We start from the raw sequence: 16,878 nt of genomic DNA, 5'->3' as shown, positions 1-16,878 counted from the left end.
ATATGTCGGCCGGTGGCCCACCACCTGGCTACTTTGCCCTGTTACCACGGAGCGTCTCTTCATGCCCCTTGCCTCTGCTGCCACCGCAACTCCTCACCTCGCAGCGGCCGAGACCCCTGCCTGGGACGAGGCCCTGCTGCGCCGTTACGACACCAGCGGCCCACGCTATACGTCCTACCCCACGGCACTCTCCTTTGACGCAGACATCGGTGCCGACGACGTCACCGATGCCCTGGCGCGCAGCAATGCCAGCCAGCGGCCGCTCTCCCTGTACGTGCACGTGCCCTTTTGCCGCAAGATCTGCTTCTACTGCGCCTGCAACAAGATCGCCACCAAAAACACCCAGCTGGCCGAGCCCTACCTGTCGCGCCTCGATCGTGAAATGGTGTTGACCTCGCGCCACCTGGATACTCGGCGGCCCGTGCAACAGCTGCACTGGGGCGGTGGCACACCGACATTCCTGACCCTGGCGCAAATGAGCGACCTGGTAGACAGGCTGGACGCGAGGTTTGGGCTCTCCAACGCTCCTGACCGCGATTACGCCATCGAGATCGACCCCCGCGAGGCGGATGTCTTCACCCTGCGCCACCTGCAGTCGCTGGGCTTCAATCGCCTCAGCCTGGGCGTCCAGGACCTGAACCCCAGCGTACAGGCGGCCATCAACCGCGTGCAGCCCAAGGTCATGACCGAAACCCTGATGGACGAAGCACACCGGCTGGGCTTTCGCTCCCTCAATCTGGATCTGATTTACGGGCTACCCTTTCAGACCGAGCAGAGCTTTGCCGACACGCTTGCCCAGGTCATCGACCTCAACCCGGCCCGCTTGTCGGTGTTCAATTACGCCCACATGCCCAGCCGCTTTGCCCCCCAGCGGCGCATCAGCGAGACAGACCTGCCCAGCGCCGACGAGAAGCTGGCGATCCTGCGAACCACCATCGAGATGCTCACTCAGGCAGGCTACGTGCATATCGGCATGGACCACTTCGCCCGCCCGGACGACAGCCTCGCCCAGGCACAGCGCCAAGGCACCCTGCAGCGCAACTTCCAGGGTTACTCCAGCCACGCCCAGTGCGACCTGATTGGCCTGGGTGTCTCGGCCATTTCCCGTATCGATGATTTGTATGCCCAGAACCCCACCCAACTGGCAGCCTACGAAGCGGCATTGGATGAAGGTCGGCTGGCAACCGTCAAAGGGATACGCTTAAATAAGGATGATCTAATACGAAGAGACGTCATTGAGCGCCTGATGTGCGATATGGAAATTGACCTGGCCAGCGTTGGCCAGCGCTGGCACATCGATGCGCCCGTCTACTTCGCCAGTGCGCTGGAGCATCTGCAGCCTGCCGAGCGGGATGGCCTGCTGCAGCGCGAAGGGAACCGCCTGCGGGCAACACCGACCGGGCGGCTGCTGATTCGCCACCTGGCCATGGCGTTCGATGCGCGCCTGCAAAGCCAGTCATCGCAACGCTACTCGAAGATCGTATAAACGGCACCTTGAGACATCCACCCCCTGACCCTATGATGGCCAATGAAAAGGGAGAACAACATGCCATATCCTGCCAGCCAACGACGTTCACTGCTGCAAGAGGCGCGCTGCCAGACCTGCAGCCTCAGCTCGCTGTGCCTACCGCTCGCCCTGGAGCTGGAGGATATGAGCCAGTTCGATGCCATCATCCGCCGCCGCGCACCGCTCAAGAAGGGCGAACCGCTGTTTCGCCAGGGCGATGCCTTCACCAGCGTCTATGCGGTGCGTTCCGGCAGCCTGAAACAGGTGACCAGCGAAGGCAACGGCAACGACCAGTTGACCAATTTTTATCTGCCAAGCGAGCTGGTGGGGTTGGATGGTATCGATGAAGAGCAGTATCCCGGCAGCGTGATTGCCCTGGAAACCACCACGGTGTGCGAGATTCCTTTCGACCGCCTGGACACCCTATCGGAAGAGCTGCCGGAACTGCGCGGCCAGCTTTACCGCAGCATGAGCAAGGAGCTGCGCGATGATCGGCGCATGATGCGCCTGCTATCGCGCAAAACTGCCGACCAGCGGCTGGCCAGCTTCCTGATTACCCTCTCTGACCGCTTCCGGCGACGCGGCTACTCGCCCTACAGCTTCCGGCTCTCCATGTCCCGAGCCGATATGGGGAACTACCTGGGCCTGGCCGTCGAGACCGTCAGCCGCATCCTGAGCCGCTTTCAGCAGCAGAACGTGGTGGCCGTCTCGGGTCGAGAGGTCAATATTCTCGACCTGCAACGGCTCATCACCCTGGCCGAAGAGGAGGAGCAGGCAATCAGCTCACGTTGAACGCCTGAATCCGCCCTTCCATCAGCGCCGCCTGTTTGGCTTCCAGCCCGACGAAGTCGAACAGCGCCCGGTCGGCCAATTGGGAAGGCGCCACATTGGTGACGGCCTTGAACATGCTTTCCAGCCGCCCCGGGTGCTTCTTGTCCCATTCGGCCAGCATGTCCTTGACGATCTGACGCTGCATGTTGGGCTGCGACCCGCACAGGTTGCAGGGAATGATCGGAAACTCCATCAGCCGTGAGAATTCGGCAATGTCCGCTTCCTTGCAGTAGGCCAGGGGGCGGATCACGATGTTCTTGCCGTCGTCGGACAGCAGCTTGGGCGGCATGGCCTTCAAGGTCCCGCCAAAGAACATGTTGAGAAACAGCGTCTCGAGGATGTCTTCCCGGTGGTGGCCCAGGGCAATCTTGTTGGCGCCGATCTCCTCGGCAAACCCGTAAAGTGACCCGCGACGCAGCCGCGAGCAGAGCGCGCAGGTGGTCTTGCCTTCCGGGGTTTTCTCCTTCACCACCGAATAGGTATCCCGCTCCAGAATGTGGTACTCCACACCCAGCTTATCCAGGTAACGGGGCAACACGTGCTCGGGAAAGCCCGGCTGTTTCTGGTCGAGGTTGACCGCCACCAGGGAAAAATTGACCGGCGCATTGCGCTGCAGATTGCGCAGGATTTCCAGCATGGTGTAGCTGTCCTTGCCGCCCGACAGGCATACCATGACCCGATCACCCTCATCGATCATGTTGTAATCGATGATGGCGTTGCCCACTTCACGACGAAGACGCTTCTGCAACTTGTTGAATTCGCGCTTCTGTTTGGCATCCTGAAGTTCAGGCTGCTGTTCAGACGCCGCATTGGTGGCACGCGTCGCCGAGGAGGGGTCGAAAAAGTCAGGTGATAACATGGTCGTTGTACTGCCGATGGGTGAAGGAGCAGCGGCTATTCTACAAGACTCGCAGGCGCGACCCAATACAAACCCATCGTCGGCCTCTGGCCACACCGAGCGGCAGCGCGTCGGCTCACACCGTGAAAAGGCGCTCACTCTGCAGGCGCTGATAGAGCAGCGCCGCCGCCGTGGCCTCGCTGTGCACCGAGGGCCAGGCCAGCGGCAGAGACCAGCATGACAGCGCTTCGTTGATGCTCGGGCCGACCTCCGCCTGGGGATGCAAGCGGCGTAGCTGGCGAGCGTGCAGCCTGGCCAGATCGACCTGAGCATTGGGTAGCCCAAACCCCAGCGTGGCTTTGAACATCCGGCCAAGCGGCGCCAGCAAGGTATCCAGCTGCCACCCCACCACTGGCCGATTGCCGATGAACTCCGCCAACGCTTCGACCCGGGCTGCCAAGGCAACCGGCACAGCGCCCTGCTCCTGACGATGAGACAAGGGTTCGTCGACCATGACCAGCGTGTCGCCCCAGGCCTGGCTGGTCTGCACTCGGCGCGGCGTCAATACGACGGCGGCCACGCGCAGCTCGCCTGGGCGAGCCTGGCTTTCACGACACGCCAACGCCACTGCTTCTTCGCCCATATAAGGCTGGAACAGCCAGCCATGCGGCGTGTCTGCGAACCGCCGCCGATCGCTTTCACGCTGCACCAACGTTCTCAGTGAGCCGCTCAAGAGACCCACGTGCCTATCCAATAGCCGCATTCCACTCACGAATACTCCAGATGATAACGATGGGACAGCCGCTGCTTGAAGTCCTTGACGATATGCAGCGCCTCGCGCAGCAGGTCGCGCTCCAGCGACGATAGTTCCTGAACCACGACTCGGTTGGTGCGCTTGCCGGTATCGGCATCGCTGGTGCCCCCACTTTTCAGCTCCTGCAACTGCTGCTTCAGACGCAATTCGTTAAACAGCGCCAGCGCCTCACCCAAGTCGTCGGCAAAGCGGCGGTCCAGGCGGCCGTCGGCGGCCAGGGCGTCGAGCCGGTCCAGCGTGGACGTCGCCTTGATGCGCCGCTCCAGCGCCATGGTGCGCACCCCGTGAACAATCGGAAAAATGCCGCCTTTCTTGATATCGATGCCGTGCTGGGGCTTTTTCAGCGAGCCAAACAGCGTCAACGGCGTCGAGAAACGCAGCGCCGCGCGGGCGAAATAGGAGAGCAGCAGCTCATCATGGGAACAGCGCGCAAACAGCGCCTCACGTACGCGGTCCAGCAGCGCAGGGTTGCCCGCGACGCCGTGAGCATCCAGCAAAATGGCCAGCTTCATCAGGCTGTCGCCATCCCGGGCCGACACCCACCTGGCGATGTTCGACTCCCACATGGACACCGTGCCCACCCATTCAGGGTTGCACACCATGATATTGCCGGGGCACGGCGGGTAGCCCAGCTGCACCAGCGTCTCTGACAGGGTGTTCATGCACTCTGCCACGCCCGGCCACTGGCAGTCGTCGGCCAGGATCAACCCGTTGTCCTGGTCGGTCTTGAGAATCTGCTCGCCACGGCCCTCGCTGCCCATGACCATCAGGCAGCTTTGCGAGTGATACTGTTCGGGCACGGTCAAGGCCCACGCCTTGCTCATGATGCGGCCATTCAACGCGGCCAGCAGGTCCATGGCAAAACGCAGCTTGACGCCCTGGGCCATGAGCGCCTTGACCAGCTCGGGCGTGCGCTGACTGGCCGATGCCAGGGCAGGCAAGCTATCGGCTTGCTCCACTTGCAAGCTGACCACATAGCTACGGCTGGAGAAGAACCCCAGTACGTCCGTCAGCTCTACGACCCCTTGCACCCTGCCCTCCTCCATCACCACGACGCGTGATACCTGATGGCGGGTCATGGTGATCAAGGCTTCGAACAGATATTGCCCGGGGGCAACAGTGACGAGCGCAAGGTTGGCCAGCGCAGCCACCGGGGTGTCCAATGAAGCGCTATCGAGGACCAGACCGTTGAGCAAATCCGTTTTGGTGACCATGCCTGGGCCGCGTTCGGTGGCCACCAGCAGGCTGTCGGCATGACTTTCATTCAACTGTCGGACGGCCTGTTGAATGGACGCCTGGGCATCCATCATCAGCGGTTGACGCATGCACTCGCTGACGCGGGCCAGCATGAACCCCGCCATGGTGACTCCCCCATCGGCACGCTTCTCGGTCAACAGGCGCGCCTTGTGAGACAGCGACTGCTTGAAAAACTGCTCGAACGCCGGGTAGTGTCGGCACAGCTGGCTGAACAGCGCCTTGGGCATGACATAACACAGACATTCGTCTTCAGCCTGAAAACGGTAGCGGCTCTTGCCATTCAAAATGCTGATCGCGCCGAACAGGTCGCCCGCCGTATAGTGACCGATACGGGCGCTGGCGGCAGGCAGCGTCGGATCAAGCTCGGCCACTTCGCCCTTGTGGATCAAGAACACCGAAACGCCCGGCTGGCCCATTTCCAGAATGATTTCGTCACGCTCGAAAAACGCCAGGTCCATGCCCCGACGCACGTGATCTCGGCCATCCTCGTCCAGCAGGGTAAATGGCAGTTGAGACAGCTCTACTTCTACCATGTAGCAACCTCGATCAAGCGCCTTGTATCGCGCCACGCAATGGCTTTTGTGATTATTGTTGACCTGTCACTCTCTTTGGCCTGCTTTGCAACCTGCTACTTTACGCTATAAAGCTAACGTCTTAACGACCTTGGTTTAGCGACTAAAGTCGCGCTTTTCCATTTCTTCTTTAAAGCTATTTGGTCACTTTTACCAAGGTAGCAAACATTGGTTTATCCAGAGCCATAGACCATTGTCCTATCGTCATGCCTCACCCTGCAAAAAAGATCGCTTATTATCTAAAAAACAGTAAGATATAAAAACAAATCCAGACCAGACAAAGCCGCTCACGGGGCGTGATACCAAAGTCTGGGATTTATTTTTTGCATTTATTGCCCAGTATTATTAGCGAGTCATACAGGGTTAAAGCACACCACCCTAGCCATGTATCCAGAGCCGCTGACAACCACTCGAGAACACCTCAACGCTGACGGCTTAACAACAATAAGGTGACGTGCCTGGTAACGCCATTCAATGAGTCCACCACCGTCGGTATCTCTTGTCTGCGTTGCCCTGATGGATCACACGCTATCTTGAGTTCACTTTCCAACCCTAAAAATCACAACTGGAGAGCAACACAATGGCAGACGACAAGACCAATGCTGCTGAGTACTGGAAGGCCAACGTACGCCTGATATTCGGGTGCATGATCGTCTGGGCCTTCGTCTCTTACGGATGCGCCATCCTGTTCCGCCCCCTGCTGGCCAGCATTTCCGTTGGCGGAACGGACCTGGGTTTCTGGTTCGCTCAGCAAGGCTCCATTCTCACCTTTATCGGCCTGATCTTCTTCTATGCCTGGAGAATGAATCAGCTCGACAAGAAATTTGGCCTGGGGGAGTAAGCAAGCATGAGCCAATTTGCCATTAACCTTTTGTTCGTAGGCGCGTCGTTCGCGCTCTATATCGGTATTGCGATATGGGCACGGGCCGGGTCTACCAAAGACTTCTACGTGGCGGGGGGCGGTGTTCACCCTATTACCAACGGCATGGCCACGGCTGCCGACTGGATGTCTGCGGCGTCGTTCATCTCCATGGCGGGCCTGATTGCCTCGGGCGGCTACGCCAACTCCACCTTCCTGATGGGCTGGACAGGCGGCTTCGTTATTCTGGCGATGCTGCTGGCACCTTACCTGCGCAAGTTCGGCAAGTTTACCGTGCCGGACTTCATCGGTGAGCGCTTCTACAGCCGTACCGCCCGCGTGGTGGCGGTGGTGTGTCTGATCATCGCATCGGTGACCTACGTCATCGGCCAGATGACCGGCGCTGGTGTGGCGTTCTCTCGCTTCCTCGAAGTACCCAGTACCTGGGGTATCTGGATCGCCGCTGCCATCGTGTTCATGTACGCCGTATTTGGTGGCATGAAAGGCATTACCTACACCCAGGTGGCCCAGTACATCGTACTGATCGTGGCCTACACCATTCCTGCGGTATTCATCGCCATGCAGCTGACCGGCAATCCGATCCCGATGTTCGGCATGTTCAGCACCCACACCGAGTCGGGCGTTCCGTTGCTGCAAAAGCTGGATGACGTCGTCAACGCGCTGGGCTTCCGCGACTACACCGCAGATGTGGACAACAAGCTGAACATGGTGCTGTTCACCCTGTCGCTGATGATCGGTACGGCGGGCCTGCCCCACGTCATCATTCGCTTCTTCACGGTACCCAAGGTGGCTGACGCTCGCTGGTCTGCCGGCTGGGCGCTGGTGTTCATCGCTCTGCTTTACCTCACCGCTCCTGCGGTGGCCTCCATGGCGCGCTTGAACCTGATGACCACCGTCTATCCCGAAATGACCGGGCAGGTAGAAGACTACGAGATGGCAGCGTCTGAACCCCTGCTCTACGAAGATCGTCCGGCCTGGTTCAGAACCTGGGAAGATACCGGCCTCATCACCTTCAATGACCTGAACAACGATGGCCGTATCCAGTTCTACAACGACGCCGACACAACATTCGCAGCCACCGCCGAATCGCGCGGCTGGGAAGGCAACGAGCTGAACGTCAACAATGACATTCTGGTACTGGCCAACCCGGAGATTGCCAACCTGCCCGGCTGGGTGGTCGGTCTGATCGCCGCGGGGGGTATCGCTGCCGCCCTGTCCACAGCTGCGGGCTTGCTGCTGGCGATCTCCTCGGCCATCAGTCATGACTTGATCAAGAACACCATCAACCCCAACATTTCCGAGAAAAACGAGATGCTGGCGGCACGGATATCGATGGGGGGTGCCATTCTGCTGGCTACCTATCTGGGCTTGAACCCACCCGGGTTTGCGGCACAGACAGTCGCCCTGGCCTTCGGTATCGCGGCAGCCTCGCTGTTCCCCGTGCTGATGATGGGTATCTTCTCCACCCGCATGAACAGCGCTGGCGCAATCTGCGGCATGCTGGCGGGCCTGGTGGCTACCCTGCTGTACATCTTCACCTACCTGGGCTGGTTCTTCATCCCCGGTACCAACATGCTGCCGAATACGCCTGACAACTGGTTCATCGGCATTTCCCCGCTCTCCTTCGGTGCCGTCGGCGCGCTGATCAACTTTGCGGTCGCCTTCGCAGTCTCCAGCGTCACGGCAGCGCCGCCCAAGGAGATTCAGGAGCTTGTCGAGAGCGTGCGTTACCCGAAAGGGGCTGGTGCCGCTGTCGATCACTAAGCCATAATCGTTCCTGGCTAGCCAACGGGCTAGCCCTGGAACCCATCACGCATCGGGCTTCCCATGGGAAGCCCGAGCTGTTTTAGGAAGCATCGTTATGATCTGGCACTTGATTGCCGCTGTCTTCGCCGCCCTGGCGGCGGCGGGTATTGCCCTGATACTGCGCCACCTGTCAGGACGCCGTCTGCCCAAATGGATCGTGCCGGTCTTTGCCGGACTCGGCATGCTGAGCTACCAGATTCACGTGGAGTACTCCTGGTTCGATCACAAGCAGCAGCAGTTGCCCGCCTCGGCGGTGGTTGTGGACAGCAGTACCGGCACCGAAGTATGGCGCCCCTGGACCTTCGTGTTTCCCATGACCACGCGCTTCAGCGTGCTCGACCGCGATAGCCTGCAGAGCACCCAGCACGAGGGCGCCCTGCTTGCCGAGTTCATGCTCTACCACTTCGAGCGCCACCATACGGACCTGGTGATTCCCCAGGCCTACCTATTGAACTGCAGCAGCCGTGAGCTGGTGCCGGTGGATATCGACACCCGTTCGCCGGACATCACCGGCATCCGCACGTTGCGCACCTCCTCCACGCTGCTCGAGCAAGCCTGCGTCGAGCCAGCGCATTCTTCTTGAACACTGGCGCTGCAGGGCAATTCCCCTAGAATGGAGCCTCACTGAACGCACCGCCGCATGGGGCGTAGATAACAAGACAGGGAGAGAAGCATGTTTCACGGCGGGCTGCTGGTAGCCGTATCACTACTCTATATTGCCGTGCTGTTCGGCATTGCCTGGTACGGCGACCGCCGGGCGCGCACCCATGGCGCCAGCCGCCGCCGCCCCATCATCTATAGCCTGGCGCTGGCAATTTACTGTACGTCCTGGACGTTTTACGGCGCGGTGGGCCAGGCCGCCACGGCAGGCTGGTCGTTCGCCAGCATTTTCGTCGGGCCAATTCTGACGTTCCTGCTGTTCTGGCCGGTACTGGCCAAGATGATTCGCGTTGCCAAGCACCAGAACGTCACCTCCATTGCCGACTTCATTGCGTCGCGTTACGGCAAGACGCAGTCGCTGGCTGCCTTTGCCAGCCTGGTGGCGCTGATCGGTACGCTGCCCTATATCGCCCTGCAGCTAAAAGCCGTCTCGACCAGTTTCAGCGTGCTGACCGATGCACAGGACATCACTCACACCCCGCTGTTTGCCGATACGGCGTTTTATGTGGCCATTGTCATGGCGATCTTTGCCATCCTGTTTGGCACACGCCATACCGATGCCACCGAGCACCATGAGGGGCTGATTCACGCAGTCGCCTTCGAGTCACTGGTCAAACTGCTGGCCTTCCTGGTGCTGGGGGCCTTCGTCACTTGGGGCATGTTCGGCGGGCTGGGAGAGTTGATGGGCCATGCGGAAAGCCAGCTGGAGCTGCAGCGCCAGTTGGCCAACCAGGATTTCGGCCAGAGCTTCTGGGCACAAACGCTACTGGCCATGCTGGCCATCCTCTGCCTGCCACGTCAGTTCCACGTGGCGGTAGTCGAGAACATTCACCCGGACGACGCCAGCAAGTCGCGCTGGCTATTCCCGCTCTACCTGCTGGCCATTGCCTTCTTCGTGGTACCGCTGGCCGCCGCAGGGCTTATGCTGTTCTCGGAAAGCGGCGTCGAGCCCGACACTTACGTGCTGGCGCTCTCCATGGCTTCAGGCCAGCAGTGGCTGACCCTGCTGACCTTCATTGGCGGTTTTTCCGCAGCCACCGGCATGGTCATCGTGGCCGCGGTGGCAGTGTCCATCATGATCTCCAATGAAATCGTCATTCCGGCCCTGTTCCGGCTGCGCTGGTTCGACACCAAGGCCCGAGACTACGGACGGCTGGTGCTGCGCGCCCGCCGCCTGACCATCATCGCCGTGCTGGCCATGGCCTACGGTTTCTATCAGCTGATTGGCGAGTTCACCTCGCTGGCTTCCATCGGCATGCTCTCGTTTGCCGCAGCCGGGCAATTTGCGCCTGCCTTGATCGGCGGGCTGTACTGGAAGCGCGGTAACCGGCTGGGCGTCGTCATCGGCATGAATGCCGGCTTTGCCATCTGGGCCTACAGCCTGCTGATGCCGGCCATGATCAACGCCGGCGTGCTGCCCCAGGCATGGCTGTTCGGCGGGCCACTGGGCATCTCCTGGCTCTCGCCCACGGCCCTGTTCGGCCTCAACCTGGGCGACCCGTTCACCCACGGGGTGATGCTCTCGCTGGGGATCAATCTGTTCTGCTATATCTTCGTCTCGCAGGTCACCTCCCAGCGCGTGGTCGAGCGCATTCAGGCGTCGCTGTTCGTCGATAGCGTCGAGACCCGCCAGACCTCGGTGAACCGCCCCTGGACGGGCGCGACCACGGTAGGCGACTTGAAGGTACTGTGTGAGCGCTTCCTCGGTGCAGGCCAGGTGGACCGCGCCTTCGAAGACTACGCCCGTCGCGTGGGCAAACCGCTGGACGATGGCACCCGCGCCTCCATCGACGTCATCCAGTTCACCGAACGCTTTTTGGCGTCGGTGCTGGGCGCCTCGTCGGCCCGTATCGTGGTGAACTCGGCGCTGCAGGGGCGCGGCATCGGCATTTCCGATGTGATCTCCATCGTCGATGAAGCCTCCCAGGTTCTGGAGTTCAACCGCGCTTTGCTGCAGGCCACCATCGAAAACATCAATCAGGGCATCAGCGTGGTCGACCAGAATCTGCGGCTGGTGGTCTGGAACCAGCGCTATCTGGAGCTGTTCCGCTTCCCCGACCACCTGATTCGGGTCGGTGCCCCCATGGATCGCATCTTCCGTTACAACGCCCATAATGGCGAGTATGGCCCCGGCGACCCGGAGGAGCATGTCCAGCTGCTGATCGACAACATTCGGGCAGGCCAGCCCCACCGCTACGTGCGTTACCGCCAGGATGGCAGCGTGCTGGAAGTGCAGGGCAATCCCATGCCCGGGGGCGGCTTCGTCTACACCTATCAGGACATTACCCAGCAAAAGCGCATCGAAGAGGCGCTGATTCGCTCTGAAAACAATATCCGTATCTACACCGATAACGTACCGGCGCTGATTGCCTACTTCGATAAGGAGAGCCGCTACCTGTTCACCAACCGCGCCTACGAGCAGGCCTTCAGCATCGATCGTAACGCGGTCATCGGGCGTCGCTATGAAGACGTCCTGCCGGTCAAGCAGGCCGAAGAGCGGCTGCCCTGGGTACAGCGAACGCTGGCCGGTGAGCGTGTCAGCTTCGAAGTCTCCATGCGCGTCAATGACGCCATGCGTTACATGCTGGTGACCTATACGCCCCACTTTGGCGACAGCCAGTCGATTCTGGGCTTTTTTGCGCTGTATCAGGATATTACCGAACGCCGCCAGGCCGAGATTGCGCTCAAGGAGACCAATGAAACCCTGGAGGAGCGCGTCAGGGAGCGCACCCAGGCGCTTTCAGAGGCCAACGCCGCCCTGCGTCAGGAGAACCGGGTGCGCGCAGAAGCGGAGCAAGCGCTGCGCCAGGCCAAGCAGCTGGCCGAGGATGCCAACGCCTCGAAAACGCGCTTTTTGGCCGCCGCCAGCCACGATCTGCTGCAGCCACTGAACGCTGCGCGCCTGTTTACCTCGGCGCTGATGCAAAACGTCACCGCCAGCGATACCCAGCGCACCATTGGGCATATCGACAACTCGCTGCAGGCCGCCGAAGAGCTGCTGGGTACGCTGCTGGATATCTCCAAGCTGGATGCGGGCGCGCTGACCCCACGGCGCAGCCACTTCGCGCTGGCCGACATCTTCCGCCCGCTGCGGGCCGAGTTCGAAGTCATGGCCGACGACCGCGGTCTGGACCTGGACGTCGTCCCCACCCAGAAGTGGGTCGACTCTGACCCGCAAATGCTGCGCCGTATCGTGCAGAACTTCCTCTCCAACGCCATTCGCTACACTCAGGAAGGGCGCGTGCTGCTGGGCTGCCGCCGCCAGGGCGAACGGCTGCTGATCGAGGTATGGGATAGCGGCCCCGGCATTCCCGAGTCCAAGCTCACCGAGATTTTCCAGGAGTTTCGCCGTCTCGATCAGGTGTCGCGTCACAAGGAGAGCGAAAAAGGGCTGGGGCTGGGCCTGTCCATCGCCGACCGCATGAGTCGCGTGCTGGACCACCCCATCAAGGTACGCTCCTGGGAAGGCATCGGGACGGTCTTTTCGGTGAGCGTGCCCATCGTGGCGGCCAAGGAGATTGCGCCGATAGAGCAAGAGGCTGGTCATCGCCGCAGTGGCAACAAGCTGGCGGGCACCCGCATCGTCTGTATCGACAATGAAACCCTGATTCTGGAGGGCATGACCGCCATGCTGAGCGGCTGGGGCTGTGAGGTCTTCACCGCCACCAGCATCGGCGGGGCCAAGTCGATTCTGCGCAACATGGATGGCGACCCGGATGCCATCCTGGCGGATTACCATCTGGATAACGAAGTCACCGGCCTGATGGCCCTGGAAGCCCTCAGCGAGCGCTTCGAAGGGGCCGTGCCGGGCATCGTGATCACCGCTGACCGCACCGAAACCGTGGCCGAGGAGATCAAGCGGGCGGGGTACCACATGCTCCTGAAGCCCGTGAAACCCGCCGCCCTGCGTGCTCTGCTGACACGCACCCTGCAGGCCAGTCGGGCCAAACCCTGACCCTGACCCTGACCCTGGCTCTGGCCCTGACCCTGACCCTGACAAAGCAACACCTAACAAAACGCCGCGCCTGGAGAACTCCAGGCGCGGCGTTTTGGTTGCCTACCGTCGCGATCAGGACTCGACTTTGGGCGGCTCCACTTCCAGCTTTTGCGCGGCGATGACCGCCTGGGTGCGCGAGTGAACGCCCAGCTTGCGCAGAATTGCCGTGACGTGCGCCTTGATCGTGGCTTCCGAGACATTCAGCTCATAGGCAATCTGCTTGTTGAGCAGACCTTCGGTGAGCATGTTCAATACCCGGAACTGCTGGGGAGTCAGCGACGCAATCGCTTCGGCAAAACGCGACTCCTCTTCGCTGGTCTCTTCCAGTACGTTGGCCAGCGCTTCAGGCAACCACACTTCCCCCTGCAGAATTTCGCCCACGGCTTCGGCAATCAGCTGCAGTGAGGAGGATTTGGGGATGAACCCGGACGCCCCGTAGTCGATGGCACGCCGCACCACGTAAGGCTCATCGCTGCCGGACACCACGGCAACGGGAATATCGGGCATCTGCCCGCGCAGCTGAATCAACCCCGAAAAGCCGTGGGCTCCCGGCATGTGCAGATCCAGCAGGATCAAATCCGCATCTGGATGTCGGTTGACGACCTCCGTGGTGGCTTCCATGGTGTCGGCTTCGACGATCTCGGCCTGGGGGGCCAACTGGCGCAACGCCTGGGTAAGCGCTGCGCGAAACAGCGGATGGTCGTCAGCGACGATAAACTTATGGGCTACTGCCATGGATTTTCCTCCGGTTCCTCGAGCAGCGGGGTTGCCTGCCGCCGCGACGCTAGGCTCATACGGTTGAGGCATGGTACCCCATGGGCTTCATCATGCCCAAGCATCACATGCACAATTTGTCATTGGAACGTCATTCAAACAGAAACAGCGGTGCCGGCTCATGGCCGGCACCGCGACAGACTAACGCAGTTTGCCCTGATTTAATAAATCCAGGCGTGACGCTGGTCATTGAAAACAGCCCCCACAAGACGATTCATGGGGGTGCTTCCCCTACTGGTTGGCACGATGTTCGATCAGGTCATCGACCACCGACGGGTCTGCCAGCGTACTGGTATCGCCCAGCCCATCACACTCGTTGGCCGCGATCTTGCGCAGGATGCGGCGCATGATCTTGCCCGAACGGGTCTTGGGCAGCCCCGGCGCCCACTGGATGACATCCGGCGACGCAATGGGGCCGATATCCTTACGCACCCACTGGGTCAGCTCTTTCTTCAGTTCGTCAGTGGGGTCCATGCCATCGTTCAAGGTCACGTAGATATAGATGCCCTGCCCCTTGATGTCATGGGGGAAGCCCACCACGGCGGCCTCGGCCACGGCGGAATGAGCGACCAGCGACGACTCGATTTCGGCGGTGCCCATACGGTGGCCAGAGACGTTGAGCACGTCGTCCACACGGCCGGTGATCCAGTAGTAGCCGTCCTCGTCGCGGCGGCAGCCGTCACCGGTGAAGTACATGCCGTCGTAGGTGGAGAAGTAGGTTTGCACGAAGCGCTCGTGATCCCCCCAGATGGAGCGCGCCTGCCCCGGCCAGGAGTCGAGAATCACCAGGTTGCCCTCGCTGGCCCCTTCCAGGGTCTGGCCCTCGTTGTCCACCAGTGCGGGCTTGACCCCGAAGAACGGTGTAGTGGCCGAGCCCGGCTTGAGGTCGGTAGCCCCCGGTAGCGGCGCAATCATGATGCCGCCCGTCTCGGTCTGCCACCAGGTATCCACGATGGGGCACTTCTCGTTGCCGATGACCCGGTAGAACCACTCCCAGGCTTCCGGGTTGATCGGCTCACCCACCGAGCCCAGCAGGCGCAGCGAGTCGCGCTTGCTGGAATCCATCACGCGGTCACCATGGGCCATCAGTGCACGGACGGCGGTCGGTGCGGTATAGAGGATGTTGACCTGGTGCTTGTCGACGATGTCGCCCATCCGGCCATGGGTCGGATAGCTGGGCACGCCTTCGAACATCAGCGTCGTGGCGCCGTTGGCCAGCGGCCCGTACACGATATAGCTATGCCCGGTGACCCAGCCCACGTCGGCGGTACACCAGTAGATCTCGCCTTCCTGGTAGTCGAAAATATATTGATGGGTCATGGCGGCATAGGTCAGGTAGCCGCCAGTGGTATGCTTCAGCCCTTTCGGCGCGCCGGTAGAGCCTGAGGTATACAGAATGAACAGGGGATCTTCTGCGTTCATGGGTTCGGCCGGGCACTCGGTCGACTGCTGATCGACCAGCTCGTCGAACCACAGGTCACGGCCTGCCTGCCAGTCGATATCGCCCCCGGTGCGTTTGACGACCAGCACGTTCTTGCACACGTCGGTGCCATCACGGGTCAGCGCCGAGTCGACGTTCTCTTTCAGCGGCACATGCTTGCCACCGCGCACCGACTCATCGGCGGTGATCACCAGCTTGGAGTCCGCACCAATGACGCGCTGAGCCACGGCGTCCGGGGAGAAGCCACCAAAGACCACCGAGTGCACTGCGCCGATCCGCGCACAGGCCAGCATGGCCATGGCGGCTTCGGGAATCATCGGCATATACAGCGTGACCGTATCGCCTTTCTGAATGCCCAGCGATTTCAGGCCATTGGCCAGCTGGTTGGTACGCTCGTACAGCTCACGGTAGGTGATGTGTTTGGATTCGCTGGGATCATCGCCTTCCCAGATGATCGCCGTCTGGTCGCCTCGCGTGGCCAGATGGCGGTCCAGGCAGTTGGCGCTGACGTTCAGCTCGCCGTCTTCGAACCAGCGAATATCGACGTTGTCGCGGGCGAACGAGGTATTCTTGATCTTGCTGGGGGTCTTGATCCAGTCGAGACGCTTGGCTTGCTCGGCCCAGAAGCCTTCAGGGTCCTCCATGGACTGCTGATACATTGCCGCATACTTGTCTTTGTCGGCCCATGCCTTGGCTGCGATGCTATCGCGCACTGGATAGACGTTCTGATGCTCGCTCATGAAATTGCCTCTGTCCGTGAAAATGCACTCTCGTGGAAGTTGTGTCGGTCTTGTTATTGGTGGCACCGACCCGGCTAATCTTTACCTAGCATAAACCTCCCGATGACGGCTTCCCCTTAGACATTGGTATTAACATTTTTATTTTAAAAAACATACACTTAAAACATATTTCCGGGATTCATCAAGTACTGTAGACCAAGGTCTGATGACAATGTCGGCAGCGATATCGCTGCCCTTTTACCACTAAGGCATGACGTCTGGCCGTAAAAGCGTGGGTCTGGCAGGCGCACTGGTAGCGGTAGGGCCGCGACTGCGCTTGCCCGATATCGAAACGGTGGGTAACCCGGGGTTCCAGCCCAAACAGGTCACGCATGACGGTCTGCCACTCCCGGCCATGGGGTTTCAAACGGGTGCCGTTGGCCAAGTGAAAGACCAGCCAGTGGGCCATTTCATGGGGGATCACCTCGTCGAAGAAGGCCATGCGGTTGGCCGCCATCAGCACGGGATTGAAGCGCAGCCCTTGCCGGCCCCAGTGGGCCTGCCCAGCCCCTGCGCCCTTCAGGTCGAACCAGACGCCGGGAGTCGGTAGCGTCGGATACACTTCCCGACAGCGGGCCAGCGCTTCCGCGACCCGTTCACGGGCGGCGGAAGCCAGCGCGGGTGGTGACAACGCTTCCAGCTCATCAGCAGGCCAGGAAGGCAGTGGTGTGGTGTTCATTAGTGATAAACTAACCGTCAAGATGTTGTTCGATTCAAGATAC

12 protein-coding genes are annotated in these 16,878 nt (G+C 60.7%); 6 read left to right on the top strand and 6 right to left on the bottom strand.

Annotated elements, in window-relative coordinates; translation table 11 throughout:
• Positions 1-61: 61 nt before the first annotated feature.
• Both hemN and fnr read left to right on the top strand, forming a co-directional pair.
• On the top strand, positions 62-1,486 hold the full coding sequence (gene hemN / locus LG409_RS03390) for an oxygen-independent coproporphyrinogen III oxidase (RefSeq protein WP_227407618.1): 1,425 nt from the start codon (positions 62-64) through the stop codon (positions 1,484-1,486).
• Between the two features lie 60 nt (positions 1,487-1,546).
• A complete protein-coding gene (gene fnr, locus LG409_RS03385; RefSeq protein WP_016916179.1) occupies positions 1,547-2,299 on the top strand; it encodes a fumarate/nitrate reduction transcriptional regulator Fnr in 753 nt (250 codons plus the stop codon).
• On the opposite strand, the gene ttcA is transcribed toward fnr, so the two are convergent.
• The 3 genes from ttcA to LG409_RS03370 form a co-directional block, all read right to left on the bottom strand.
• On the bottom strand, positions 2,286-3,197 hold the full coding sequence (gene ttcA / locus LG409_RS03380) for a tRNA 2-thiocytidine(32) synthetase TtcA (protein ID WP_039181541.1): 912 nt from the start codon (positions 3,195-3,197) through the stop codon (positions 2,286-2,288). The genes fnr and ttcA overlap by 14 nt on opposite strands.
• A gap of 115 nt (positions 3,198-3,312) precedes the next feature.
• Complete coding sequence (locus LG409_RS03375; RefSeq protein ID WP_319799337.1) at positions 3,313-3,918, bottom strand: DNA polymerase III subunit epsilon; 606 nt, start codon at positions 3,916-3,918, stop codon at positions 3,313-3,315.
• Positions 3,919-3,944: 26 nt separating this feature from the next.
• Positions 3,945-5,780 (bottom strand): putative nucleotidyltransferase substrate binding domain-containing protein, encoded by a 1,836-nt coding sequence (locus LG409_RS03370; RefSeq protein ID WP_227407616.1) that lies wholly within the window; start codon positions 5,778-5,780, stop codon positions 3,945-3,947.
• Positions 5,781-6,399: 619 nt separating this feature from the next.
• On the opposite strand from LG409_RS03370, the gene LG409_RS03365 reads away from it, so the two are divergent.
• From LG409_RS03365 to LG409_RS03350, 4 genes are all read left to right on the top strand, one after another.
• Positions 6,400-6,660, top strand: coding sequence for a DUF4212 domain-containing protein (locus tag LG409_RS03365; protein WP_039181551.1), 261 nt, complete (start codon positions 6,400-6,402; stop codon positions 6,658-6,660).
• A 6-nt stretch (positions 6,661-6,666) separates the two neighbouring features.
• The gene (locus tag LG409_RS03360; RefSeq protein WP_039181553.1) at positions 6,667-8,463 is read left to right on the top strand and encodes a sodium:solute symporter family protein; all 1,797 of its coding nucleotides are present in this window, start codon (positions 6,667-6,669) and stop codon (positions 8,461-8,463) included.
• Positions 8,464-8,560: 97 nt separating this feature from the next.
• Positions 8,561-9,088, top strand: coding sequence for a hypothetical protein (locus LG409_RS03355; protein ID WP_227407615.1), 528 nt, complete (start codon positions 8,561-8,563; stop codon positions 9,086-9,088).
• Positions 9,089-9,178: 90 nt separating this feature from the next.
• Positions 9,179-13,120, top strand: coding sequence for a hybrid sensor histidine kinase/response regulator (locus LG409_RS03350; RefSeq protein ID WP_227407614.1), 3,942 nt, complete (start codon positions 9,179-9,181; stop codon positions 13,118-13,120).
• Between the two features lie 114 nt (positions 13,121-13,234).
• Here the strand turns inward: LG409_RS03350 and LG409_RS03345 are convergent, their stop codons facing one another.
• From LG409_RS03345 to LG409_RS03335, 3 genes are all read right to left on the bottom strand, one after another.
• Complete coding sequence (locus LG409_RS03345; protein ID WP_016916171.1) at positions 13,235-13,897, bottom strand: LuxR C-terminal-related transcriptional regulator; 663 nt, start codon at positions 13,895-13,897, stop codon at positions 13,235-13,237.
• A gap of 270 nt (positions 13,898-14,167) precedes the next feature.
• A complete protein-coding gene (gene acs / locus LG409_RS03340) occupies positions 14,168-16,117 on the bottom strand; it encodes an acetate--CoA ligase (RefSeq protein WP_096921456.1) in 1,950 nt (649 codons plus the stop codon).
• Positions 16,118-16,298: 181 nt separating this feature from the next.
• Complete coding sequence (locus tag LG409_RS03335; protein ID WP_039181567.1) at positions 16,299-16,835, bottom strand: SprT family zinc-dependent metalloprotease; 537 nt, start codon at positions 16,833-16,835, stop codon at positions 16,299-16,301.
• Positions 16,836-16,878: the final 43 nt, after the last annotated feature.

The sequence above is a fragment of the Halomonas sp. NyZ770 genome, from assembly GCF_020616575.1.
GTDB lineage: Bacteria > Pseudomonadota > Gammaproteobacteria > Pseudomonadales > Halomonadaceae > Vreelandella > Vreelandella hamiltonii.
This window is presented reverse-complemented; position numbering and strand designations above follow the sequence as displayed.